Source organism: Haladaptatus sp. T7 (assembly GCF_026008575.1).
Lineage (GTDB): Archaea > Halobacteriota > Halobacteria > Halobacteriales > Haladaptataceae > Haladaptatus > Haladaptatus paucihalophilus.
In genome coordinates this window covers 271,099-295,624 of record NZ_BROP01000003.1, presented here as the reverse complement: position 1 = coordinate 295,624, position 24,526 = coordinate 271,099, and the positions used below count along the sequence as shown (strand labels likewise).

At 62.6% G+C, this 24,526-nt stretch carries 27 protein-coding genes and 1 riboswitch; of the genes, 18 read left to right on the top strand and 9 right to left on the bottom strand.

The window, feature by feature from the left end; all coding sequences use genetic code 11:
- Positions 1-107 precede the first annotated feature (107 nt).
- The gene (locus tag OPC11_RS10680; RefSeq protein WP_007979733.1) at positions 108-797 is read right to left on the bottom strand and encodes a helix-turn-helix domain-containing protein; all 690 of its coding nucleotides are present in this window, start codon (positions 795-797) and stop codon (positions 108-110) included.
- Between the two features lie 152 nt (positions 798-949).
- Between OPC11_RS10680 and OPC11_RS10675 the strand changes: the two genes are divergently transcribed.
- From OPC11_RS10675 to OPC11_RS10665, 3 genes are all read left to right on the top strand, one after another.
- Positions 950-1,987: a DUF1611 domain-containing protein gene (locus OPC11_RS10675; RefSeq protein WP_264781856.1), complete on the top strand. Its 1,038-nt coding sequence runs from the start codon at positions 950-952 to the stop codon at positions 1,985-1,987.
- On the top strand, positions 1,987-3,042 hold the full coding sequence (locus OPC11_RS10670) for a dipeptide epimerase (RefSeq protein WP_007979735.1): 1,056 nt from the start codon (positions 1,987-1,989) through the stop codon (positions 3,040-3,042). Before OPC11_RS10675 ends, OPC11_RS10670 begins: the two co-directional genes overlap by 1 nt.
- A gap of 100 nt (positions 3,043-3,142) precedes the next feature.
- Positions 3,143-4,336: a redox-regulated ATPase YchF gene (locus tag OPC11_RS10665; protein ID WP_264781855.1), complete on the top strand. Its 1,194-nt coding sequence runs from the start codon at positions 3,143-3,145 to the stop codon at positions 4,334-4,336.
- Between the two features lie 514 nt (positions 4,337-4,850).
- Here the strand turns inward: OPC11_RS10665 and engB are convergent.
- Positions 4,851-5,471: a GTP-binding protein EngB gene (engB, locus tag OPC11_RS10660; protein ID WP_264781854.1), complete on the bottom strand. Its 621-nt coding sequence runs from the start codon at positions 5,469-5,471 to the stop codon at positions 4,851-4,853.
- Positions 5,472-5,598: 127 nt separating this feature from the next.
- Here engB and OPC11_RS10655 point away from each other — a divergent pair, with 127 nt between their 5' ends.
- Together OPC11_RS10655 and OPC11_RS10650 are read left to right on the top strand one after the other, a co-directional pair.
- Positions 5,599-6,960: a TIGR00341 family protein gene (locus OPC11_RS10655; protein ID WP_007979731.1), complete on the top strand. Its 1,362-nt coding sequence runs from the start codon at positions 5,599-5,601 to the stop codon at positions 6,958-6,960.
- A gap of 71 nt (positions 6,961-7,031) precedes the next feature.
- A complete protein-coding gene (locus OPC11_RS10650; protein WP_264781853.1) occupies positions 7,032-8,360 on the top strand; it encodes a TIGR00341 family protein in 1,329 nt (442 codons plus the stop codon).
- Positions 8,361-8,383: 23 nt separating this feature from the next.
- Here OPC11_RS10650 and OPC11_RS10645 read toward each other — a convergent pair whose 3' ends face one another.
- A complete protein-coding gene (locus OPC11_RS10645) occupies positions 8,384-9,343 on the bottom strand; it encodes an NOG1 family protein (protein WP_264781852.1) in 960 nt (319 codons plus the stop codon).
- 101 nt (positions 9,344-9,444) lie between these two features.
- On the opposite strand from OPC11_RS10645, the gene OPC11_RS10640 reads away from it, so the two are divergent.
- The 3 genes from OPC11_RS10640 (at position 9,445) to OPC11_RS10630 (ending at position 11,149) form a co-directional block, all read left to right on the top strand.
- Positions 9,445-9,810 carry a DUF5518 domain-containing protein gene (locus OPC11_RS10640; RefSeq protein WP_264781851.1) on the top strand — a complete coding sequence of 122 codons (366 nt, stop codon included), beginning with the start codon at positions 9,445-9,447 and terminating at the stop codon, positions 9,808-9,810.
- Positions 9,811-9,842: 32 nt separating this feature from the next.
- Entirely contained in the window at positions 9,843-10,157 is a 315-nt protein-coding gene (locus OPC11_RS10635) for a hypothetical protein (protein ID WP_069451905.1), read from the top strand.
- 125 nt (positions 10,158-10,282) lie between these two features.
- Positions 10,283-11,149, top strand: coding sequence for a RimK family alpha-L-glutamate ligase (locus OPC11_RS10630; protein WP_264781850.1), 867 nt, complete (start codon positions 10,283-10,285; stop codon positions 11,147-11,149).
- Here OPC11_RS10630 and OPC11_RS10625 read toward each other — a convergent pair.
- The 3 genes from OPC11_RS10625 to OPC11_RS10615 form a co-directional block, all read right to left on the bottom strand.
- Complete coding sequence (locus OPC11_RS10625; protein WP_069451903.1) at positions 11,136-11,525, bottom strand: Hsp20/alpha crystallin family protein; 390 nt, start codon at positions 11,523-11,525, stop codon at positions 11,136-11,138. The genes OPC11_RS10630 and OPC11_RS10625 overlap by 14 nt on opposite strands.
- 149 nt (positions 11,526-11,674) lie before the next feature.
- A complete protein-coding gene (locus OPC11_RS10620) occupies positions 11,675-12,010 on the bottom strand; it encodes a hypothetical protein (RefSeq protein ID WP_264781849.1) in 336 nt (111 codons plus the stop codon).
- Positions 12,011-12,443: 433 nt separating this feature from the next.
- On the bottom strand, positions 12,444-13,457 hold the full coding sequence (locus OPC11_RS10615; protein WP_264782000.1) for a type II glyceraldehyde-3-phosphate dehydrogenase: 1,014 nt from the start codon (positions 13,455-13,457) through the stop codon (positions 12,444-12,446).
- A 407-nt stretch (positions 13,458-13,864) separates the two neighbouring features.
- Here OPC11_RS10615 and OPC11_RS10610 point away from each other — a divergent pair, with 407 nt between their 5' ends.
- The 7 genes from OPC11_RS10610 (at position 13,865) to OPC11_RS10580 (ending at position 18,977) form a co-directional block, all read left to right on the top strand.
- Positions 13,865-14,476: a hypothetical protein gene (locus OPC11_RS10610; protein WP_264781848.1), complete on the top strand. Its 612-nt coding sequence runs from the start codon at positions 13,865-13,867 to the stop codon at positions 14,474-14,476.
- Positions 14,477-14,590: 114 nt separating this feature from the next.
- Entirely contained in the window at positions 14,591-15,535 is a 945-nt protein-coding gene (locus OPC11_RS10605; RefSeq protein ID WP_007979712.1) for an aminopeptidase, read from the top strand.
- Positions 15,536-15,547: 12 nt separating this feature from the next.
- A complete protein-coding gene (locus OPC11_RS10600; RefSeq protein WP_264781847.1) occupies positions 15,548-15,880 on the top strand; it encodes a CHY zinc finger protein in 333 nt (110 codons plus the stop codon).
- 92 nt (positions 15,881-15,972) lie between these two features.
- On the top strand, positions 15,973-16,506 hold the full coding sequence (locus OPC11_RS10595; protein ID WP_264781846.1) for a hypothetical protein: 534 nt from the start codon (positions 15,973-15,975) through the stop codon (positions 16,504-16,506).
- Between the two features lie 70 nt (positions 16,507-16,576).
- Entirely contained in the window at positions 16,577-17,227 is a 651-nt protein-coding gene (locus OPC11_RS10590; RefSeq protein WP_026177842.1) for an HVO_0476 family zinc finger protein, read from the top strand.
- 50 nt (positions 17,228-17,277) lie between these two features.
- Positions 17,278-18,189 carry a class I SAM-dependent methyltransferase gene (locus OPC11_RS10585; protein WP_264781845.1) on the top strand — a complete coding sequence of 304 codons (912 nt, stop codon included), beginning with the start codon at positions 17,278-17,280 and terminating at the stop codon, positions 18,187-18,189.
- A gap of 26 nt (positions 18,190-18,215) precedes the next feature.
- Positions 18,216-18,977, top strand: coding sequence for a protein-L-isoaspartate O-methyltransferase (locus OPC11_RS10580; protein ID WP_264781844.1), 762 nt, complete (start codon positions 18,216-18,218; stop codon positions 18,975-18,977).
- 3 nt (positions 18,978-18,980) lie between these two features.
- Here the strand turns inward: OPC11_RS10580 and OPC11_RS10575 are convergent, their stop codons facing one another.
- Complete coding sequence (locus tag OPC11_RS10575; protein ID WP_007979700.1) at positions 18,981-19,466, bottom strand: Ig-like domain-containing protein; 486 nt, start codon at positions 19,464-19,466, stop codon at positions 18,981-18,983.
- 76 nt (positions 19,467-19,542) lie between these two features.
- Here OPC11_RS10575 and OPC11_RS10570 point away from each other — a divergent pair, with 76 nt between their 5' ends.
- From OPC11_RS10570 to crcB, 3 genes are all read left to right on the top strand, one after another.
- Positions 19,543-20,571, top strand: a complete 1,029-nt coding sequence (locus OPC11_RS10570) for a DUF87 domain-containing protein (RefSeq protein WP_264781843.1) — start codon at positions 19,543-19,545, stop codon at positions 20,569-20,571.
- 101 nt (positions 20,572-20,672) lie between these two features.
- Positions 20,673-20,741: riboswitch (Fluoride riboswitch) on the top strand.
- Positions 20,742-20,750: 9 nt separating this feature from the next.
- Entirely contained in the window at positions 20,751-21,143 is a 393-nt protein-coding gene (locus OPC11_RS10565) for a CrcB family protein (protein ID WP_007979696.1), read from the top strand.
- The gene (gene crcB / locus OPC11_RS10560) at positions 21,140-21,502 is read left to right on the top strand and encodes a fluoride efflux transporter CrcB (protein WP_264781842.1); all 363 of its coding nucleotides are present in this window, start codon (positions 21,140-21,142) and stop codon (positions 21,500-21,502) included. Before OPC11_RS10565 ends, crcB begins: the two co-directional genes overlap by 4 nt.
- 71 nt (positions 21,503-21,573) lie before the next feature.
- Here the strand turns inward: crcB and OPC11_RS10555 are convergent, their stop codons facing one another.
- Positions 21,574-22,005: a universal stress protein gene (locus OPC11_RS10555; protein ID WP_264781841.1), complete on the bottom strand. Its 432-nt coding sequence runs from the start codon at positions 22,003-22,005 to the stop codon at positions 21,574-21,576.
- A gap of 68 nt (positions 22,006-22,073) precedes the next feature.
- The gene (locus tag OPC11_RS10550; RefSeq protein WP_264781840.1) at positions 22,074-24,524 is read right to left on the bottom strand and encodes an MMPL family transporter; all 2,451 of its coding nucleotides are present in this window, start codon (positions 24,522-24,524) and stop codon (positions 22,074-22,076) included.
- Positions 24,525-24,526: the final 2 nt, after the last annotated feature.

Below are 24,526 nucleotides of genomic sequence, written 5' to 3'. Positions count from 1 at the left end.
GGATTCCCCCCGTTTCACGTTCGGATTTTCGCGTATCGATTCGCCAACGCTGTAGAGATACTAGAACACACTAAAGAGTACTGAAGTATACTGAATGATACTAAATCTCACCCGAGAAGTTTCGCTTCGGCCTTTCGGAGGTGTTCGAGGAGCGTGGTTTTGGACACGTCCATCTCCTCGGCCAGTTCCGATGCCGTCACGTGCCGCGGCCAGTCGTAATAGCCGCGCTGACGGGCGAGTTCGAAGACCTCGCGTTGGCGCTCCGAGAGGTCGTCGGTGCGGAGGACGCCAGCGCCGGCTTCGGCGGTTGCGACGTGACGGACGCGGATTTCGGCGTCCATCTCCTCACAGACCGCCTCGATTCGGTCGTGCAGTTCGTCCTTCTCGACCTCGACGATGACGGTCCAGTACTCGCGCCCGCCGTACATCCGCACCGGTTCGTCGGGGATGAACCCGCGCGAGACCAGCGCGTCGTTGATGCTGTTGCCCAGGTCGTAGTGGACGACGATACCCCTGCTCGCGCTGCCGAACGCGATAGAATCCTCGGTCGCGTGCGGGTGGTCGGTTTCCCACACGGAGTCGGTCAAGTCGGAGTCCCGAATCGCCGCCACGAGTTCATCCACCTCCTCGCGCGTGTTGCCGTAGACGGTGAACCGCCCGGTCGCCAGTCCGTCGATGGTGTGGACGCCGTGGCCGAGGAGTCCCGCCGCCCGGCCCTCGGTGACTTCGAGCGTCCAGCAGTCGGGATGCCAGATGTCGAGGGTCACCCGAAGTCCGGCGTGCTCCGCTGTGGTCATCTGATGTGATACACGGATGAGACGAGCAAAAACGTATGGCAAGGAGAATGACATACGTTGACATGGAGTCGGCTCTGAAATCGGGACCGGGCGTCGGCCCCCCTTCTATGAAAGGGGGTAATGTTTTGCCCCGCTATGCGCCTGTGTAGCACATGAACCTCCGGGACGCGTTCGACGCCCCCGCTCCAGCAATCGTTCTCGCCGAGGGAGCGTTCGGAACGATGGACGGAAAGACGGCCAACGGCGTCGTCATGCACAGCGAACTGTTCGACGCACGGGCCGTCATCGACTCGACACACGCCGACGAAGCCGCCAGCGACGTTCTCGGACGCGCGGACGTCCGCGACGTACCGATAGTCTCCTCGACCGAGGGCGCACTCGAACGCGCGCCCGATGCCGAGGCGCTCGTCATCGGGGTCGCTCCCGCTGGCGGTGCGCTACCGGACGAGTGGGTGAGCGACATCGAGGAGGCCATCCGCGCGGGGCTGGATATCGTCTCCGGACTGCACGTCTTCCTCTCCGAGCAGGAGCGATGGCAAACGCTCGCGGACGAACACGGCGTCACCCTCTTCGACGTGCGAAAGCCGCCGGGCGAGGACGACCTCCGCGTCGGCGACGGGACCGTGGACGAAGCGGACGCACAAATCGTGTTGACCGCCGGGACGGACTGTGCGGTCGGCAAGCGGACGACGACGTTCGAACTCTATCGGGCCGCCAAGCGCGCCGGACTGAACGCCGGATGGGTCGCGACCGGCCAGACGGGAATCATGGTCGGCGCGCACCGCGGCGTCGTCATCGACCGCGTTCCGGCGGATTTCACCGCTGGCGTGGTCGAAGACCTCGTGTCGGCCGTCGCCGAGGAGCACGATATAGTCTTCGTGGAGGGCCAAGCCTCGCTCACCCACCGCGCCTATTCGAGCGTCACGCTCGGACTCCTGCACGGCGCGTGGCCCGATGCGGTCGTGCTGGTCGATGACCCCGACCGTGACCGGCGAACCCACTTCGACCAGTGGCCGGTCGCGGGCGTTGAAGCGGAGCGGCACCTCGTGGAACAACTCTCGGACGCGACGGTCGCCGCCGTTTCGACGTGGGCCGACCCCGCCGAAATCGACTACTCCGTCCCTGCGGCGAACGTCTACGACGAAGGCGGCGCGGACGACCTCCTCGCGTCGGTCCGCGAGGCGCTGTAATGCGAATCGAACGGGTGTCGGTCGAACCGCTCGACCTGCCGCTCCGGGAGCCGTTCGAAATCTCGCTCGGCACGCAACATCGGGCGAGCAACGTGCTGGTGACGGTCGAAACCGAGGACGTGACCGGCTACGGCGAAGGCTCACCCCTGACGCCGGTGACGGGTGAAACACAGGAGGCGGCGCTCGCAACCGCTCGCGCCGCGACGACGTTGCTCGACGGAAAGTCCCTCGCCGACTATCGAAGCCTCGTTACCGAAGTCCGAGAGACGTTTCCCGGCATGGTGTCGGCGCTGTTCGCGGTCGAAACCGCGATTCTCGACGCCTACTGCCGCGAACGGGGGATGGCCCTCTCGGAACTGTTCGGCGGCGCGCCTACCTCCGTGACGACCGACTTTACCATCGGCATCATGCCACCGGAAGACGCGCGGGACGGCGCAGCGCGGGCGGCGGACCGCGGGTTCGACCAGTTGAAGGTGAAGACGGGGACGACCGTCGCGGAGGACGTCGCCCGTGTCGCCGCGGTGCACGAGGGCGCACCCGACGCGGAACTAACGGTGGACGCGAATCAGGGGTGGACGCCGAAGGAAACCGTCGCGTTCGTGGACCAACTCGAATCGCGGGGCATCGACCTCGCACTGGTCGAACAGCCGACCCCCGCGGCGGACGTAACTGGACTCGCGCGAGCGCGGGACGCCGTATCGGTCCCGATTGCGGCGGACGAGGCGGTGTTCACGCCGGAGGACGCGATTCGAATCGTCCGCGAGGACGCGGCGGACGTGATAAACGTGAAACTCGGCAAGTCGGGACTCCTCGCCGCGCGGGACATCGCCTCGATAGCCGAAGCCGCGAACGTCGAACTGATGGTCGGATGCATGCTCGAAAGCGCCATCGGAATTCACGCCAGCGCCCACCTCGTCTCCGGAATCGGGTCGTTCTCACACGTCGATTTGGACGGCAACCTCCTCATCGCGGAGGACGTGATTCCGTCGGACGGAGGACCGACAATCGACATTTCGGGGGCGGGGCACGGAGTCGTGCCGAACGGAATCGAGTAACTCGGCGGTCAACCGCGTGACCCCGAGTGACGCGGTATCATTCGACAGACGTGTCACCGTTTGAAAACCCCTTTAGCCACCAATCACCCACTCCGGCCTAATGAGTTACAAAATCGGCTTGGTCGGAAAACCCTCCGTGGGGAAATCGACCTTCTTCAACGCCGCGACGATGAACGACGTGCCGGAGGGGTCCTACCCCTTCACGACAATCGACCCGTCCATCGGCGAGGCCTACGCCCGCGTCGAGTGCGCCGCCCCCGAATTCGACGAGTCCTGCACGCCCAGCGTCGGTTTCTGCGAGGAGGGCACGCGCTACGTCCCGACGAAACTCGTTGACGTGGCCGGACTCATCCCGGGCGCACACGAGGGCAAGGGCCTCGGCAACCAGTTCCTCACGGACCTGAACGAGGCCGACGTGTTGGTCCACGTCGTGGACTTCTCCGGCAAGACCGACATCGAGGGCGAACCCACCGAGGGCCACGACCCCCGCGACGACATCGACTTCCTCGAAAACGAACTCGACATGTGGTACCTCGAAATCCTGGAGAAGGGCATCGAGCGCTTCCGCTCGGGCTACGCCGGGGAGGAGAAACACATCGAGGAGGACCTCGCGGAACAGATGTCGGCGTTCAAGACGAACAAGGACGAGATAAAGCAGGTCATCCTCTCGCTCGGTCTCGACCTCGACCCCGAGACGTGGGAGGACGAGGACCGCCAGGAACTCGCCCGCGAGATTCGCAAGCGCACCAAGCCGATGGTCATCGCGGCGAACAAGATGGACACCCCCGCGGCGCAGGCGAACTACGAGGAAATCACCTCGGACCCCGAGTACGAACACCTGACCGTCATCCCCGCCAGCGCCCACGCCGAGAAGGCGCTCAAGAACGCCGCCGAACAGGGCGTCATCGACTACGACGCCGGGGATTCGGACTTCGAAATCACGGGCGACGTGAGCGAGGAACAGGAAGGGGGCCTCGCCCAGATTCGGGAGTTCACCAACGAGTTCGACGGGACGGGCGTCCAGCGCGCCCTCGAAGCCGCGCTGTTCGACGAACTCGACCTCATCGCCGTCTTCCCCGGGTCGGCCAACGGCAGCGCCAGCGAGAAGGGCGTCTTCCGCGACTGCTTCCTCCTCCCCGGCGGTTCGACGGCCGAGGACTTCGCGTACCACCTGCACTCCGATATCGGAGATGGGTTCCTCCACGGCATCGACTGCCGGAGCAAGCGCCAAATCGGTTCGAGTTCCGAGTTGGACCACCGTTCCGTCGTGGAAATCGTCTCCACGAGTCAGTAACGACGGACTCTGCTAGTTGATTTTTCTCTCCTGTATTCTTCCCCCATTTCGTGGTTCGGTACGCTTGCTTAGCCGTGATTATGCGTTCAGCGTGATTTCAGCGATTGAGAAACAGCCCTCGAAAGCCCCCGCCACGCTCGCAGCCGTTCGGAAAATCGGGATGAGCGCTACTGACTAACCGCCGTGGCGCGTGCGCCAGCAGGCCCTCGGCCGCGATGGCCGAGGGCCTGCTTGGTTATCACGCGAGGGATGACTGAGCGAATGCGAAGGAATCGGTTGGGGAGGGTGTGGCCGTCGCGGTGCGGTTGCGGGCGGGGGCTTTCAGGGTCGTCTCCGTAGCTGAAATCGCACGAGAACCAAAATCAGAAGCCACTCGTAGCGAGCGTGGCGGTGTTTCTCGAGAACGTCCCCCGTCAACGCACCCCGATTCTCCTCCAAACCTTTATATATGATACCGGGACCAAACCGGTCAGTGCCCGACGAATCGCTACGCAACCGGTCGCCGAAAACCCGCCTAGGAGAAGAACTTGAACAGGTCGTCGCGCTTCTGTTCGTGCAAGTGGGTCTTCACGGCCTCGTTCAGCGCGTCGATGTTTCCGCGCTTGGCGCTGATGGGTGCGATGGTGTCCTGCCACTGCTTCCACGGCGGGTGAAGGCCGAGGCGGTCACAGAGGTCGTTCAGTCGCTCGTCCTCGTCGTCCACCTTGTCCATCTTGTTCACGGCGACGACGACGGGGATTCCAACCTCGCGGAGGAAGTAGAACATCTCCACGTCGTGCGGGATTTCGTCCTCTCCGGAGTGGCGGTCGATGATGTCGATGACGCTCTTGCCGTCCACGACGAGGACGCCGACCAACACCTTCTCGGCGTTCTCCTCGATGTACTCCACGATGTCGGTCTTTATCCGCTCGCGCCGGTCCTCCTCGACGCCGGACATGAACCCGAATCCGGGCAGGTCGGTGAGCATGAAATCCTCGCTGGCCCAGTCGAAGTGATTGGGTTGGCGCGTGACGCCGGGCTTGCCGCCAGTCTCGAAACTGTGACCCGTCAACTCGCGCATCAGCGTGGACTTGCCGACGTTCGAGCGCCCGACGAACACGACTTCGGCGTCCCTGCCGGGTCGATTTTCGAACATAGTCGTCCGTTCGCCTCTCGACGCTTAACGGCCGTGGTTTCCCGCGGCGAGACTCCGCTGTTTCCCGCGGCGGAATTCCGCCGTCTCACGCGGCGGGACTTATTGTTCCGTGTGTCGTGTTCGAGATGTGCGTCTCGTGGAAATCGCCATCCCGCTGGGGGAACGGGAGCTGGTCATCGAAACGCTGGAAGCGAGGGATATCGACTACTACATCACCGAGGAGACGAGCGGACGTGGGGGAAGAGAGGACTACGCCGCGATTATCACGTTTCCGCTGCCGCAAAACGCGGTGCAACCCGTCATCGACGAACTCCGCGATGTCGGACTCAGCGAGGAAGCCCACGTCATCATCATCGACGCCGAGGTGGACGTCTCGACGCGTTTCGAGCGACTCGTCGAGCGCTACACCGCGAAACGCGGTCGTCGGATTCGCATCGCCCGCGAGGAGATTCGCATCCACGCCCGCGAACTCTCGCCGAGCCTCCGAACGTTCGTCACGATGACGATCGTGAGCGCGGTCGTCGCCACGGCGGGGTTGTTGCTCGACTCTCCGGCGGTCGTCGTGGGGTCGATGGTCATCGCGCCGCTGGTCGGCCCGGCGCTGTCCGCCAGTATCGGAACGGTCCTCGACGACCGAGACCTGTTTCGACGCGGCGTGCGGTTACAGGTCCTCGGCGTCGTTCTCGCGGTAGCGAGCGCCGCCGCATTCGCCACGCTCGTTCGGTTTATCCCGCTGTTTCCGCCGGGGACGGATGTGACGCGAATTCCGGAGGTCGCCATCCGAATCTCCCCCGATTTCCTGTCGCTCATCATCGCGCTCGGCGCGGGAATCGCCGGTATCGTGAGTCTGTCGGCCGGTGCCTCGACCGCTCTCGTCGGTGTCATGATAGCCGTTGCGCTCATCCCGCCCGCCGCCACGGTCGGCATCGGCATCGCGTGGGGCGAACCGGTCGTGACCGTCAGCGCGGGCATCCTCGTGTTGGTCAACCTGTTGGCCATCAATCTCTCCGCCCTCCTCACGCTCCGTTACATGGGCTATCGGCCGAAAGAGTGGCTGAAACTCCAACGTTCCAACTGGGAGACGGCCAAACGGGTATCTCTCCTCATCCTCGTTATCGTCCTCCTGTCGGCCTTCCTCGGCGGGGTGACGTACTCGTCGATTCAGGACGCGCAGTTCGAACGGAGCGTTCGGACGACGACCGACGCCTTGCTCGAACTGCCGCAATACTCCGGGGGAGAACGGCTCGAAGTCGATGTCCGGTACGGGCCGTCCGTTCCGCTTCCTCGGAAGTACCGCGACCCCGCCGTCCCGTTTCATCGGCCACGGGAGGTCATCGTTACCGTCGGTAAACCGACGAACGAACGGTATCCTGGACTGGCGGAACGGCTTCGCGCCCGTCTCTACCGACGGACGGGCCGAGACGTCTCCGTTCAAATCCGTTACGTCAGCATCGACGAAGCGCCTCGCCGCGGTATCGAGAGAAATTGACTGACATATTGACATGAACTAACCGACTATCGGCCCGCGATTATATCAATCTGCAAACCCCATCGGTGACTGTGCGACTCGTACAGGTATCCATCCCGACGGGCGAGCGAGAAACGGTCGTCGAGACGCTCGACTCCGAGGGAATTGATTTCTTTCTGACCGACGAAACGGGTGGTCGCCGTTATACCGCGATTGCGACGTTTCCGCTCCCGCAGAACGCCGTGCAGCCGGTTATCGACAAGCTTCACGATGCGGGACTGAGCGACGAGGCTCACACGGTCATCATCGACGCCGAGACGGATACGTCCCGACAGTTCGAGCAACTGGCGAAACGCTACGAGGCGGAAAACGGCGCGGACCGCATCGCGCGCGACGAAATCCTAACCGCGGCGCGGGAACTGTCCCCGCGGTTGCGGACGTTCGTCTTCATGACCGTCGTGAGTGCGGTCGTCGCCACGGCGGGGCTGTTGCTCGACTCTCCGGCGGTCGTCGTGGGGTCGATGGTCATCGCGCCGCTGGTCGGTCCGGCGTTATCGGCAGGCGTTGGCACCGTTTTGGACGAAAGCGCCCTGTTCACCCGCGGCGTCAAACTGCAACTGCTCGGCGTCACCGTGGCCATCGCCAGCGCGACGTTGTTCGCATTCTTCGTCAGAGTTCTCTACCTCTTTCCACCGAACACGGATATCACGGCAATATCACAGATAAGCGGGCGGCTGACTCCGGATTTCCTCTCGCTCATCGTCGCGCTCGGTGCGGGTTCGGCGGGCGTTATCAGTCTGGCCGCGGGCGTATCGGTCGCCCTCGTCGGGGTCATGATCGCCGCGGCCCTCATCCCGCCCGCCGCCGCCGTCGGTATCGGCATCGCGTGGGGGAGTCCGGTGGTCGCGTTGAGTGCTGGGGTTCTCGTCCTCGTCAACGTCCTCTCCATCAACCTCTCGGCCATAGTGACGCTCCAGTACATGGGGTATCGGCCGAAGAACTGGTTCAAACTGGAGCGCTCCCGAGAGGAGGCCATCAAACGAATCGGGGCCCTCGTCGTCGCCCTCGCCGTTCTCTCGGTCTTTCTCGGCGGCGTTACCTACTTCTCGTATCAAGGCGCGCAGTTCGAGCAGGGAGCAGACAGGGCGGTGACGAACGTCTTCGAGCAGCCGCGGTATCAGCAGGCGGAACGGCTTCAGATGCAGGTCCAGTACCGACAGACGTTCCCGCTCGGCAAGACTACCTACACGCGAAACCTCCCGTTCCGCGAACCACATCGCGTCGTGGTCACCGTCGGTCGTCCGCGGGGCGAGCAGTACCCGGATCTCGCCGAACGAATCCACGACCGAATCGCCACTCGGACGGGTCGCACGGTCGGGGTTCAGATTCGGTACGTCGAAACGGACGACGTGTCGGCCTGAACGTCCGAACTCGCCGACCGGTCTTATCCGTCGAACGGAAGTTCGGGTTCGTAGCCGATGGCTTCGACGGCCGCGTCGAGCGTTCCCGTCACGTTCTCGTCCTCCTCGATGCTCATGTACAGGTCGGCCTCCACGTCGGTCGAGAGGTCGGACTTGTTGCAGACGGTGAGGACGGGCACGTCGCCGAACTGCTCTTCGACCGAATCGCGGAGTTCGAGTTGGGCGTCGAGCGGGTAGCCACAGTAGGCGCTCGGGTCCACGAAGAACAGGATGCAGTCGGCGAGGTGCGTGAGCGCCGACACAGCCTGCGATTCGATGGCGTTTCGCTCGTCCGCGGGTCGGTCGAGCAGTCCCGGCGTGTCCACGATTTGGTAGCGAATGTGGTCGCGCTCGAAGTGACCGACGTGAATCCCCTTCGTCGTGAACGGGTACTCCGCGATTTCGTTGCGCGCGTTGGTTATCGTGTTGACGAACGACGACTTTCCGACGTTGGGATAACCGGCGACGACCACGGTCGGGTCGGCCGTGTCGATGTCCGGGAGGTCACGGAGGTCGTTTCGCGCCGCGTTGATTCGGTCGAGGTCGTCCTCGACTTCCTCCACGATGGACGCGAGGCGAGCGAACCCCTGCTTTCGCACCTTGCGGGCGTAGTTGATGTCGCCGCGGAGTTTCCCTTGGTACTCGCGGCCGATGTCCTTCGTCTTGCGGGAGGCCCATTGGATTTCCGACAGACTCTTTCGAATCTCGTCAACGTTCACGACGGCGTCGGCCAGTTCGTAGTAGAACGGGTCCACTTCCTCGAAGTCCGGCCACGCGGTGACGATATTCTGCAGATTGTCCGATAGGATGTTCGAGGCGGTTTGGAGCATGGACTGTTGGGCCTGAATGCCGCTCTTGGCCCGGCCTGCTCGTGTCGCCCGCGAGAACGCCTTGTCGATGAGTTCCTCCGACGTGGGCGTCGTCGGTAGGGTCTCGAAAATCATGGGCATTCGTATGCTCTCGCCCCTTAAAAGGGCGTTCATACCGTCGTGCGAGCCGATTTTGGCGAGAGACTTTTGTTTTCCGCCTTCCAACGTATGTACCCATGACCAACTGGTACGCGGTCTTCGTCGGCTTCGTCGTCTCCGTCCTCGCGGGCATCGTCGCGTTCGCCCTCCCCGGAATCGGGCACGTCGCGGCGGGACTCGCCGGTGGCTTCGCCGCTGGCTACGTCGCCGGCGGCGGACTGGGAAGCGGCTTCTGGCACGGCCTGCTCGCCGGGTCCATCGGCGGCGTCATCGTCGCCCTGTTCCTCGGACTGGGTGGAACCATCATCGGCGGCCTCGCGGGCGGCCCAGTCGGGTCGTTGTTCGGCGGTATCGGTCTCTTCCTCGCCGCCGTCTTCGTCGCGTTCCTGCTGGCGCTCGACAGCGCCATCGGCGGTGCCATCGGCGGCGTGCTGAAAGGCTAGTCGTTTTTTCGCTGCAACTCGAACGAAGCCGTATGGCTCGAATCGACGCCGACACGCTACTCCCGGCACCGCACATCCAACAAGCGGTCACGGCGGGTCGAATCTCGCAACTCCACCGTGGCAACCCGTACGCCGAGGAAGGCGACACCTTCGACATCGACGGCGAGACGTTCGAGGTCGTCGACGTGACCGAGCGGAAACTCGGAGATTTAACCGACGAGGACGCACAAGCCGAAGGCTCGGAGGACTTGGACGCCTACCGCGAGCGCCTGAATCACGCCCACGACGACTTCGAATGGGACGACAGCGCGACGGTGTACCGACATCGCTTCGAAGTTGTCGAGTGAGGACGGCGGAGCGGGACGAGATGGACGGGCGAACGGAGTAGATGTATGGGATGGACGGGACGGACAGGACAGACACACGAACGAGACGGGCGAACTTTTTATCGGCCGACGCCAACCCATAGCCAATGCTGAATTTGGCGGTCGCCTATCGAAAGGAGACGTTCGAGCGACTCCGCGACCCGCTCGCAGAGCGCGGAATCAGGGTCCGCCACGTTCCGAGCGAGTCGCGGACGTTCGACCTCGCCGACCCGCCGTGGGGTCCCGACGAGTTCGACGCGGGCTTCGTCTACCCGTCACGAATGATGGAGGGCGGCGTGGTCGATGGGCTGTTGGACATTCCGTGGGTGAACGACCGCGAGGCCGTCCTCACCTCGCGGAACAAGGGCGGCGTCATCGCCCGACTCGGGCGAGCGGGGATTCCGGTCCCGAAAACCGTCGTCGTCTCGAACCCCGTCGAGGAGGCGGACCTCGTGGACGCGTTCGAGGCGTTCGACCCGCCGGTCGTGGTCAAACCTAACTCCACGACGCGGGGGACCGGAATCGCAAAAGTGGACGACGTGGACTCCTTCCTCGGCGTGGTGGACTACCTGAACCTCGTCCACGACTACCGCGCGACGGGGGACAAATCGTTTCTCGTGCAGGAGTACCTCCCGGAGGCGGTCGATTACCGCGCGATGGTCGTCGACGGCGAGTACGTCGGTGCGGTCGAGCGGCAACTGCCCGAGGACGCGCTGACCGCCGGACGCTGGAAACACAACGTCCATCGCGGTGCCGAGGCGCGCGGCGTCCGTTTATCCGAGGAGCACCGGAATATCGCGGAACGGACGGCGGAGGCGCTCGGGATTCCGTTCTGTGGCATCGACCTGCTCGCCGTCGGCGACCGGGTAGTCGTCAACGAGACGAACGCGCGGCCGACGATAGACGTGAAAACGAAGTACGAAAATGGATTCTACGACCGCCTCGCCGAACTCGTTCGGACTACTCGACGCTGATGTTCGCTGATTCGTCGGTCTTCTCGAACGTGACTTCGAGGACACCGTTGTTGTAGGTCGCTTTCGCGGAACTCTCGTCCACGCGCGCCGGGAGCGCGATGCGCTCGTCGTACTCGCGGTGGTCGCTGGCGGCGCTGATGGTCATCGCTTCGCCGTCGCATTTGAGGTCGATGTCGTTCTTCTCGACGCCGGGGAGGTCGGCGATGACGCGGATCAGTTCGTCGTCTTCGTGGATGTCGACGTGCGTGTCGGCACCGAATCCGGTCGTGCCGGTATCGACCTGCATATCGACGTTGCCGCCCATCATATCGTTCATCATGCGCTCTATCTCTCGAAAGAGATCGTCGAAGGGGTCGTCGCGGTCGTCTCGTCGCATACCTGAGGCTAAGCCCTTCCCGGGCAAAAGGTTTTGGACAGGCGTCAACCGTTCCGATTCCGTTGCGACGAATCGGACTCACGTCCGACCTTTCGGAACGCTGACTCGCCTCCCGTCTGAAAAAATGCCGCTATCCGCGGACGTGTCGATCAGTCGTCCTGGTTCTGCCAGTTGAAGTTCTGGGCGTTGGACCAGGCGACCTGCGCGTTCTTGTTACTCTGGTAGCTCGCTTGGATGGCCGTTGCATCGTCGGATTCCGCATCGCCACCGATGCTGCCAGCGGCCGAGACCGCGTAATTGTCCTCTTGGTGGTTGGCGTTACCCTGCGCGACATACTGACTCTGGCTGACGTCCGAACTCGCGTACTGGCCGTTCACTTGTACTTGGTTGTCGTCGGCGAATGCCGCCGCGTTACCCGCGAATCCGACTGCGAACAAACTTCCCACGATGGTCATCGTGAGCAGGATCTTGAGTGCTTTTCTCATTGTTTTTCTCTCCGGGCGGGAGAGTCCGTTACTGGACACCACCTGTCCGCGGTGCTGTCCGCCCCACCCACCGCGTCTCATCGGGGGTGTCGTAAATGAACGGGTAGCATCGTTGAGTCCGTTTGCGCCGTTTGTGAACGACGGAACTCGCACCTAAACGTCGGTAACGTGGAAAATCGGGGGCGTAGGACGTCTGCCGCGGTCGCGGATACGTGTCGGTAAACGTTTCGTCCCGTGTTTCGAATGGCGGAATCCGGCGCTGATTGATGATAATTCACAATTCAAAAGTTCCATGTTAACATCTGCCACAATTCCCCGCGGTGAATAACAGGACCCCTCCACGAGTTGTCGGCGTTACTCGGGCGTATGAACGAATACCGTCCCGTCGCCCCACGAAAAACGAACCGTCGAATCGACGGTCAGAAGCGGTTGGTTAGAAGCCGATTCCGAGCGCGTCGTTCGTCGTTTCGATGCTCTCCTCGGCGTCGGCGGCGTTCGTTACCGCACGGATGGCGTCCACGTTCTCGGGAACCACGTCGCTCTCTTGGTGGATGGCTTGGAACAGATAGAGGTCGTTTCCTTCCATCGAGACGGATTCGCCCCAGACGCAGTTCTCCCAGAAGTCGCCGCGGGGCCGACCCCTGTCCATGGCGAACTCCTTGAGCTTGCCCGCGCCGTCGATGTCCATGTGCTCGGGAATCACGAAGATGCGGGACTGGCGTTCGAGCAGTTCGCGCACCTCCTCGGCGTCCGGTTCGGCTTCGAGCGAGACGTTGATGCTGTGCATGTGCATCAGCGTCGCCGGAACCTTCAGTCCGAGCGTGTCGATGGCGAGGTCCGGGAAGATGGTCTTCACGTCCGGGCCGTGGTGCGACGGCAGCGACACCGGGTTCGGAACGATGTCGTTGATGGGACCGCGGCCGGTCTGGGCCGGGTCGCCGCCACGGCGGACGAGCGTCGCGCGAACCTTCTCGACGCCGTACTCCTCGCGGAGGGGGGCGACGAGCCGCGAGAGCCCGGTCGTGTTACACGACACGACGCGGACGTGCTGTGCGCCGACCGCCTCGTCGTAGTTGGCACGCGCGTTGAAACTCGTGTCCGCGACGCTCGCGTCCTCACCGCCCTGATAGAGCGCGGGCGTGTCGTACTCGTCGTACAGCGATTTGTTGTCCGCGCCGATGCCGGACGGACAGGCGTCGACGATGACGTCGGCCGCCTCGACCAGTTCCTCGACCATTCCCGCCAGTTCGATTCCCGCGTCGTCGAACCGGTCCGCCCGTTCCTCGATAGCGGCGTAGAGTGGGTAGCCGTTCTCGACGGCTCCCTCGGCCTCGAAATTGGGCCGGGTTTTTGCGACACCGACGACTTCCATGTCCGGTTGCGCCCGAACGGCGTCAGCGACTCGCTTCCCGATAGTCCCGTACCCGTTAATGCCGACCTGTAGCATGTACATCTGCCGCTCCAACCCCCGCGACTAAAACGGTTTCGAGCCAACCTGAGAAGGAAATAACTCGAAAATGAGTAATTTGGGGGGTGTTACAATCGAACAACAGTTATTTAAACAGTTGAAACAAGTATTAGAAATAAACTATGAAAAGATTTATATTAGTATAGAATATCAATAAGTCAATGGTGGAAAAAAAGCACCAAAAGACAGTAAGTAGACGGAGCATAATCAAATCGGTCGGAGCCAGCGCAGGAATCAGTGGTATTTCAGTCCTATCGTCCCAAGGAGTTAGGGCATCTAGTACTAATTTAAGCATTTTAGTATTAAATACTGTACCTTTTGTTCGAGATTGGAATGGTGATAATAATGACCTCCGTGATCGAAGTGCTAGCGGAGTTAATACTTATATGGGAGCGAGTATCCAACAGATTTGGAGTGATGGGGTCGCACCTGACGATGGTCGGTACGATGTTAATTTTAAATGGGGTGACCACGGCGGTGTAAAGGCAACTAATGTAAGTTCTAATTACCTATCGACTCGTGCTAACCAGTACGACGAGTATCTACGAAACTCGTCGTACTGGAAAAAAACTTATGATGACGCGGACGGCATATTACTTCTAGACTATAACTCAGGAAAAGATATAAACCTCGGGGATGCTAGTGCCTGCTATGGCAAGATTGGAGGCGCCGCCGGAAGCGAGCAAAAGACAGCGATAGTTGATATGGCATTTTTCGAAAATGCCACTTGGGAGTATGACTCTGGTGGGTTCTTCGCAGACACATTCGCTAAGGGAACTGGGTTCCGGGCAGCAGGTCTTCTCTTTAATGTGTACTCGGACTCTGCAGGAACGAGAACGATCAACGGGTTACCACAGTATTCGCTTGCGACAAGAGGAGGTGGGTTAAAAAGCGGCGCAAGTTGTGGGAACGTAGACAGCAACGCTTCGAAGCAGGCGAACTTCGTTTCCAACTGCACTCAAAATCAGATTCAGAATTGGGTTGATAATTATATGTGAATCAAATCCTCTTCCCAAATATTGAAAATAAAGTATTTCGAAATAGGTATTCCGAGAGTTGCTTAGTAGGATAGAAAAGGAAAACCTACTATTTCTGGAGTCGGCATATTAGGTATGAGTCTGGACGACGCCGCGAGAACCGCCGTCGAGCAGTGTATGGCACTCGAAGCGGACGAATCGTGTGCGATAATCACCGACGACAAGCGCTGGGACATCGGCAAGGCGCTGTACGATACCGCGAGCGAGATTACCGACGACGTGACGATTACGCGCTATCCCGTCGGAACTCAGCACGGTGAGGAGCCGCCCGCCTCCGTCGCCGCCGCGATGGCCGCCGCCGACGTCGTTCTCGCGCCGACCACGAAAAGCCTCAGCCACACGCGCGCCCGAGGAGACGCGAACGAGGAAGGCGCGCGAATCGCCACCCTCCCCGGCATCACGAAGGAAGTGATGATCACCGGACTCGCGGCCGACTACGAGACCATCGACCAGCACTGCACGGACGTGCTCGCGCAAGTCGAAGGTGCCGAGGAAATCCGCGTCACGACCGAGGCCGGAACCGACATCACCTTCGAACCCGGCGACCGCGAGTGGTACGACGACACCGGCCTCTGTCACGACCCCGGCGACTTCACCAACCTCCCCGCGGGCGAGGTGTTCGTCAGCCCCGAGAACGTCAACGGCCGCTACGTCGTGGACGGAACCATGCGCCCGCACGGCCTCCTCGAAGAGGGACAAACCCTCGAATTCGAAGTCGAGGACGGCTACGTCACGAGTATCAGCGACGACGAGATTCGCGCTCAGGTCGAAACTGCATCAGAGGAAGTCGGCCAAGACGCCTACAACCTCGCCGAACTCGGCATCGGAACCAACGTTGCGGTGTCCGAACTCGTCGGCTCCGTCCTACTGGACGAGAAGGCTGGCGGCACGGTCCACATCGCCATCGGCGACGACGCGGGAATCGGCGGCGACACGGACGCCCCGCTTCACTTGGACGGCATCATTCGGGAACCGACGGTGTACGCTGATGGCGAAGAGGTCGAACTGCCACAGCCCTAAAACGGTCGAGCGATGCGAATCATCCACGGAACCGCAATCCACGGCGTCGATGTGGACGCCGAGACCCGTTGTGCGCACTACGACACCGAGCGGGACGTAATCGCCATTCGGTTCGCGTGTTGTGAGGAATACTATCCCTGCTTTCGGTGTCACGACGCGGTTGCCGACCATCCGCGGGAACCGTGGCCCGAAGACGAACGAGACACGGAGGCGGTGCTGTGCGGCGTTTGCGGCGCGGAAATGACGATTACCGCGTACCTCGACTGCGGTTCGCGCTGTCCGGACTGCGGTGCGGCGTTCAATCCGGGGTGTGCGAACCACTACGGGTTGTATTTCGACGGGTGAGTTCGACCGAGTTCGGTACGCGGATGTTCCAACCGGACGGCGCTCGTCTCACTCACCACAAAATTGTTACTTCATGGGGGGTAGTGGATGGTATGAACCGTCGCACGCTCCTCGCTGGAATCTCCCTTCCGCTCGTCGGCGGTGGCGTCGTCGTCGCACAGCAACTCGATTATCGCCGCGACAAGGACTTTTCCATCCGAACTGGTCCCCCGATAACTGAACACGAATTCGAACTGGTAGACGTGACGAAGGGATTCGACGACGAAAACTACGACCCTGGAAAGCAGTTCGGTAATTACGCCACGGTCGAATTCGATTCGACCGAAAACCGAGTTCGCGTGCTTGGACAGGTTAAAAGCGGTGGACGGTCGTGCAAGGAGACGGAGCTCAAATCACTCCGGTACGACGAACGATCGGATACGCTCACGGTGGCCGTCTTCGACGATTATATCTCCCACGGAGTCTGCACGCTCGAATTGGGGATTGTCCCGTACACGGTCAGCGTGAACTTCGAATCGGACCTCCCGTCACGGGTCGTCGTTGCGCACGTCAAGGACGCCGCGGGAATCATCGACGGTGAAAATGTCGTCTACGAGAAAGCGTTCTCCAGCGAGAACCGAAATTGACGACGGCAATCGAACACCCCCCTTCGCCCAACTCCACGCACTTTTACGCGCCGAGTCCCTACACCGCTCCATGAGCGATACAGCGGAACGTGTGGCAGTCGTCTGCCCATCCTGTTCCCCCGATTTGGAGACGGTTCACGAGGTCCTCAAACCGGGTGGACAGGCGACGGTACGATGCACAGAGTGCGACCACGTTCACAAGACGAAAATCGAGGAGGAGACAACCGAGGAAATAGACGTCGTCGTCTCGCAGGAAGGCGAGTCGTTCACCGCGAAGGCCGACGTTCCGGTCGAGGAGAACCTCGCCGTCGGCGAGGAGTTCGTCCTCGAAACCGACGAGGCCATCTTCGTCGTCAGGATTACCAGCCTCGAACAGGACCAAAATCGCCGCGTCGAGGAATCGCTCGCACCCGACGTCGAAACCATCTGGACGCGCGCCGTGGACAACGTGAGCGTCAACGTCACGATTCACCCCAACGACGGCCGCCGGGACAACTCCCGGAGCGTCAAGGTGAGCATCCCCGGGGACTACGAGTTCGTCGTCGGCGAAACCGAGGAACTGGCGGACGAGGAGTTCACCATCGACGGAATCCTCGTCACGGACGACGCCTCCGGCTACGACCACGACCGTCTCGACTTCGACGGCGACGCCGTGCTCGCCAAGGACGTGAAACGGATTTACGCCGAGGACGAGGGTTCGACCGCGTGGTCCGCGTGGTAATCGACCGCGCCAGCACCTAGCTTTTTTCGCCTCGCAATCGTCGTTCGGACATGGACTACCGCGAACTCTGTTTACTGTGGGCTGCCCGCGAGACCGGCATCATCGATGCCGTCATGTTCCGCGCCGGAACGCCCGCAGAAGTCGCCGCCGAAACAGACGTTACCGAGCGCGCCGCCCGAATCACGCTCTCCGCGATGACCGAATTGGGTTTTCTCGAACGCGTCGACGGCGAATACGAGGCGACCAACCGGGCGCTCGGGTTGTTCGCCAAAACGGACGTGCGTTCCATCGGGACGGTGCCACACCAGATGGACTGTCTCGACCGCTGGTTCGCGCTTCCCGAGACGATGCGAACCGGACGTCCGCCCGAGCCAGCCGACGAGTGGACGGCGAACTTCATGGGCGCGATGGCGACAATCGATGACGGGACGGTTCGGACGTGTGTCACGGAAGCGGTTCACGAGAACCCCGACGCGGAGCGCGTCCTCGATATCGGCGGCGGCCCCGGTAGTTTCTCGAAGGAATTCGCCCGTCGCGGCTACGACGTGACGTTGTTCGACCAGTCCGACGTCATCGATGTCGACCGGACGTTCCTCGAACACGAACCCATCGAACTCGTTCCCGGCGACGCGACCGACGACCTTCCGACCGGGTTCGACCTCGCGTTCTGCTCGCGGGTCGCACACGCGCTCGGTCCGGCCGAAAACCGCGCGCTCTCGAAGAACGTCTACGACGCCCTCGAACCCGGCGGCGTCGCCGTCTTCATCGACAAGGTTCGAGGGTGGGCCGACGACGCGGCGCTGTTCGGCGCACACATGCTCGCACAGACGGAGAACGGCGATACGTACACCGAAGACCAGTTCGAAGGCTGGTTCGATGACGCCGGGTTCGATGACTTCGAGATTCGGGACGTTCCGGGAACGAACCAGCAAGCCATCGTCGGCTACAGGCCGCGCCATTGAAGAACGTCGGACCCCAAACCGGATTCATGGAACCGACGGTGCTGCGCGACGATATGGTCGCCAGCCTCGAACACGAGATGAAGGGGCTCGTCCGGAGCGAGCACGTCGGTCTCGCGCTCCGAACGGTCCCTCGTCACGAATTCGTCCCCCTCGAAGCCAGCGACGGCGCGTACTCCGACCGGTCGTTCGACCACCGGGGGACGCGAATACTGTCCCCGAGCACCGTCGCCCGACTGATGGAAGCCCTCGACGTTCGTGAGGACGATTCCGTCCTCGTCGTGGGTGCGGGCGTCGGATACACGTCCGCGGTGCTGGCCGAAATCGTGGGCGAGCAGAACGTCCACGCGGTCGATATCACGCGAACCATGGTCTACGAGGCGCGGCAGAACCTCGATTCGTCGGGCTACGGCGGCGTCTTCGTCGACTGCCGCGACGGTGCCGATGGCCTGCCCGAGTACGCACCGTTCGACCGCATCCTCGTCGAGGCGGCGGCCATCGAACCGCCGCGCACCCTCGTCGAACAGCTGACAGCGGACGGCCGGTTGGTGATTCCGCTGGGCGGAGGGATACAGCGGTTGACCGCCGTCGAACGCGCTTCGGACGGAACTCCCGACATCGGACGTGAGTTCGGCACCGTCGCGTTCGCCCCGCTCCTCGTCGATGGCGAGCAGTCGGACACCATCGAGCGCAACCGCACTACTCGGGAGGACCGCGAGTTCGCGGACCGCAACGCCCAAGCCCGCCACGGCTGGGAACACGAGTGGATCGACTGGGACGGATACAGCTAATTCTTAGTCGGCAACGACCAGTATTTGCGTGTTCGCTCGCTTGTCCGCAAACTCGCTCCCAGCGGGTGGTTTGATGTCTATTTCGAGTGTTCCGTCCTCCTGATTCGGCCCCAGTTCGGGGTCGAGTGAGAGCGTCGCACCTCCGTTCTTTCCGGTCGTCGCCGTCTGGATGTGTTCCAACGTGGCGGAGTCCCCTTTCACGACGACGGTCGCCCCCGACACCGGTTTACCGTCCGAATCGATGACGGAGATATCGACCGACTGGTGGCCCGGTTGAACTACTTCCGGGGTCGGTTTCGCGTCGAGTTCGCTCACCGCCAATCCGTTGAGTCCCGACAGCATGTTCATCATGACACTTAAACTGGCGACCCCCACGACGAGCGCGATGACCAGCCGAATCGGCAGTCCTTCGATGGCTCGGTCGTCCGACCGGAACAGTTGCAGTTTGCGGTTGGTTCGCCTCGTCCGAAGCCGTTGACGCACAGACATGGCCCGGAGTGGTTCTGGTTTCGAATATAAACCTTCGTCCGAGGGTTTATATCGGAAGTCGGGACCAGCACCCCACATGACGGACGTTCTGGGTCGGACGGGCGACGGCGGCGTTTCGGGTGCACTCGGAACCTACCGGGCACGCGACGGCAGCGCGGGTGCACCTGTTCGAATCGATTTGGACGGCCCGCACGCCGCGTTGGTGGTCGGCAAACGCGGCTACGGGAAATCCTACACTCTCGGCGTGCTGGTCGAAGAACTCGCACGCGCGGACGGCGTTTCTCCCGTCGTCGCCGACCCGATGGGCGCGTTTCGGACGTTCGCGGACGTTCCGGGATTCTCGGTTATCGAGGAGCCGTGCGTCTCCGCGAACGCGCTTTCGCCGCGAGCGTGGTGCGAACTCCTCGGTCTCGACCACGAGAGTGCCGTCGGGTCGCTGGTGTGGCAGGCGGCCGCGAAGACGGAAACGCTCGCGGCGATGGACGAGTACGTCTGGAACGCCGATGTCGCGCGGGCGACCCGCCGGGCGGCCCGAAATCACCTCGTACTCGCGGATTCGTGGGACGTGTTTTCCCCCGACGGACTCACCGCCGCAGACTGCCTGTCCGCGGCGACGATACTGGACTGTTCGGGCTACGACGCCGCACCGATGAACGCCGTCGTTCGGGCGGTTGCGGAAGACCTGTATCGCGCTCGGGTCACGGAATCCGTGGCGACGCTTCCGTGGCTCGTCGTGGACGAAGCGCACGCCTTCTTCGACGGAATCGCCGGACCGGCGCTTCGAACCATCGTGACGCGCGGACGGCGGCCGGGCGTCAGTTTCGTCGCCGCAACACAGCGCCCGGCCGGTCTCCCCGACGTGGCGGTTTCACAGTCCGACCTGCTCGTCTCCCACCGTCTGACCTCGCGGGGCGACCGCGAGGCCCTCGCCCGCGCTCGCCCGACGTACATGCACGGGTCGTTCGCCGACCGAATGCCCGAGACGCCCGGGTCGGCGCTGGTCGTTGACGACGCGACCGAAAGCGTCCACGCGGTGCAGGTTCGAACGCGGCGCGTCGAACACGGCGGCGGCAGTCCGAGCGCGAGCGAACTGGCAGACGGGTGACCGCCGGCAGACGATACCCATCGAGCAACCGAGAATCGTCGAGTAGTCGGTGACTGCCGGGTCGTTTCGAGTCCGTTAAGTGCGTTCGATAAGGAGTACCGGACTAACTGGGCGATGGAGTCCGCCTTCCCCAACCGCCGAACGCGTCGGCTGATGACTCCTTTTCGAGAGCGACAGATATGGGAAGCAAACATCCACTCCACACGATAGAAGTCCTGCTGCTGATCGGCGTCGGCGGATTCGCGGGGTCGAACCTCCGGTACTTCGTCAGCCTCGTCGAACCCGGGTTGACGGGGACGCTCATCGCCAACGTCGCGGGTTGTTTCGCGCTCGGCTTCATCCTGTACGAAGCCATCTACATGGGCTACCTCGCCGACCAAACGCACTTCGTCGTCGGCACGGGATTCCTCTCCTCGTTTACGACGTACAGCACGTTCGCCGTTCAGACGACGCAGGCGGCGTCGCCGCTGTGGATGGTCGGAAACGTCGTGGCCAACTACGGCCTCGGGTTTCTGGGCGTCATGCTCGGCCGCTCGCTCGCCCGCTTCGTCAACGGGGGTGTGAGCGAATGACCTCGCTCGACCCCGCGCACATCGTCGGGACCGGTGGCGCAATCGGGGCGCTCTGTCGCCATTTCGTCAGCGAACGGGTCGATGCCGACGAATTCCCAATCGGGACGTTCACGGTGAACGTCGCGGGGAGTTTCGTCCTCGGACTTCTCACGTTCCTCTCCATCGACAACCAACTGGCGCTGCTGCTCGGGACCGGCGCGTGCGGGTCGTTTACGACCTTCTCGTCGTTCTCCTTCGAGACCTTCCGGTTGTGGGAGACCGGCGAACGGTTGCGCGCGACCGTCAACGCCTTCGGCAACCTCGCCGGTGCCGGAATCGCCATCGGGGTGGCGTGGGGCGTCGTCCAACTTCTCGGCTAGTTGAGTGCGGACCCTTCGTCTCCACTTGTCGCCAGTCTCCCGCCGGTTGCTGATTCCCCGCCGATTGCCGCTCACGCCGTCACGCGAACGACCAGTATCGGCAGGGTCGAATTGCGGATGACCTTCTCGGTGACGCTCCCGTTCAGGAAGTGTTCGACCCCGCTTCGGCCGTGCGTTCCCATCACCACGACTTCGATGCCGTTCTCGTCTGCGTAGTCGAGGATTTCTTCGTGAGGAATCCCTCGCAGGAGTTCGGTTTCGACCGGAACGCCCCGTTCGTCCGCCCGCTTTCGAACGTCCGCAATCGCGCTCTCGCCTCGTTCGGTTCGGTCGCGTTCGATGGTGAGCCACTTGGCATCCGACAAGGTGCTGTACTCGCGCGTATCGACGACGGACACCGCGTGTATCCGCCCGCCCGTGAACGCCGCGAGGTCGAGCGCCTCCGCGATGGCGTCTTCGATTTCGGGACTGCCATCGGTCGGAACGAGTATCTCGCCGTACATCTCCCGCACGTTCGGTGGGCATCGGAATAACTGTACTGCAGCCACGGCGTTCGAAGGGAAGGTGGATGTTACTCGAAATACCGCTCCCACACGACGATGACGGAGGGGGTCAACAGGACCGCCGTGAGATACGAGTAAAAGATGCTCAGGGCGGTCACGAGTCCGAACTGGCCGAGAACGGGGGTGATGGCGAGGACGAGGACGCCCGTCCCGGCGACCGTGGTGAGCATGCTGCCGGTCAGCGCGCCCCCGGTTCCGCGGACGGTGCGCGTGAGGGCGGCGAACACGTCCGTCTCGTGTTCGAATTCGTCGGTGAATCGGTGAACGACGTGGGCGGAGTAGTCGGTCCCGAGCCCGAGCGCGATGGCGAGCACTGTCGCCGTCAGCGCGTTGAACGGGATGCCGAGCAACCGCATCGTCCCGGCGAGGAGTGAGACCGCGACGACGATTGGAAAGAGGTTGATGACGCCGAACGCGGCCCGGCCGACGAGGACGCGATAGACGAACGCGAGAAAGATGGCCGTGGCGAGGAGTGCAGTGGCGAGGCTTCGAAGCGCGGACGCGAAGATGATGGCCGCGATGGACTGGAAGACGACCGTTTCGCCGGTGGCAGTCGCGTCGAGACGGTAGCGGTCGGCCACCTGCTGGGCGTCGCGGGTGATGGCGTTCTGCGACGCGCCGCTTTTCATCGTGTAGACGACCTGTGTGCTCCGCTGATCCTCCGTGATGTACTGGAGTGCCTGCCCGCGAGCGGGGGACGAGAGCAACCGGTCGTAAATCTGTCCGAGGTTATCGTCGGGAACGCCGTCGCCGTCGATGTCGCTTCGTTCGACGAGTTGTCGGAACTCGTCCGACTGACGGCTGTAATTTTGGATGACGGTGATGATGCTTTCGGACTCCGCCCGTCTGTCCGCTTGAGCGAAGGACTTCGGCGGATTTCGGTTGGCGTGCTGAATCGATTCGAGCGCGTAATCCTCGCGGAGCGGCCCCTGCACGTATATCGTCACTGTATCCCCCTGTACGGCGGCGAACTTCTCGTCGAGGAAGTTCGTCGTCTCGGTGACGGTGTACGTTCCCGGCGCGAACGGTTCGGGAAGCGATTGGAGATAGCTCGGCGTCTGCTCCGGCGGAAGGAAATCCTCGTTCGAAAACGACGTGTCGATGCCGGTCGCGTAGTAGCCCGAAACGACCGTCAGGACGAGCGCGGCGGCGAGAACGACCGGCGCGCCCCGGCGGGCGAGCGTGACGCTCCCCTGCAGGAGTCGTCCCAAGGCGGACCCCTCCTCGCCGAGCGGTCGAAGCCCGAACACGGGAAGCCCGACGCGGTCCCGGAACCGGTCAGCCGTGACCTTTGCCGCGGGGAGGAAGATGCCGAAGATGAGGGCCGTGACCACGATGCCAATCGCAGCGACCAACCCGAACTCGCGAATCGGTTGGAGGCGACTCGTCAGGTTCGACGCGAAGCCCAACGTGGTCGTTCCCGTGACGATGAAGAACGCGACGAGCAGCTGGTCGGTCGTCCGACGCATCGAAGGGCTGATGTCCAACCCGGTGACGCGTTCTTCCCGGTAGCGGTTGATGGCGTGGATACCGTAGTCGATACCGACCGCGAGGAGCAGGGGCGGCACGGCGACGAGCAGTTGCGTGAACGGAATGCCGATCCACCCCATGAACCCCAACGTCCAGATGATGGTCATCACCAGCGAGACGACGCCCAGCAGGAGGTCGAGCGGGTCGCGATAGGCGAAGAGGAGAAAGACGAGTATCAGCACCGCGGCGGCGGGTGTGACGATGATGAGCGAGTCGAAGGTGACGTTCGATAGTTCCGACGAGATGACGCCGCTCCCGAACACCCGAATGTCGCTATCGACGCTTCCGACGACCGATTCGGACCGAACCTGAATCCGGGTCAGCGGGTCGTCGCCGCTCGATTCGGCACCCGCCTGCTGTGCCAACCCGCGCGGAATCTCGTGCTCGACGATGCCGATGGTCGCCGACGCGGAAGCCGACCGACGGTTGAAATCCTTGCTCAACAGGGCGCGGAAGCCGGGGTTCGTCGCCGCCCGCCGAACTGCGGTTTCGACCTCGGTCGGGGTCGCACGCCGCACAGTTCGAATCTGCGCTTCGAGCGTCGTCGCGTTCGGGTCGAGCGTCCCGGCGACGATTCTCGCCGCGCTCGTCGTCGAGGAAACGCGGAATTCGGTGCGGCGTTCGAGGCGATACTGCGCCTTCAACATCGCCAGCAGTTCGGGTTTCGAGAGCACGTTCCGTCCGGTCTGGATGAGCTGGGTGCTCCCGTTCTCCGCCGCGAACGGCGGCGTGAACTCGCGGTTCACGGCGTCGAACGCCTCCTGTGCCGGGCTGTCCTCGGTGAACTGGCTCGTCCCGGATTCGGTCGAAACGCGAACGAGCCCGGTACCGAGGACGACCGTCAGCACGAGAAAGACGAGTATCACCCTCTTCGATCGGTCGGCTATCCACACGTCGAGCCAATCGATGACGCGTTGATAGTCCACCATCG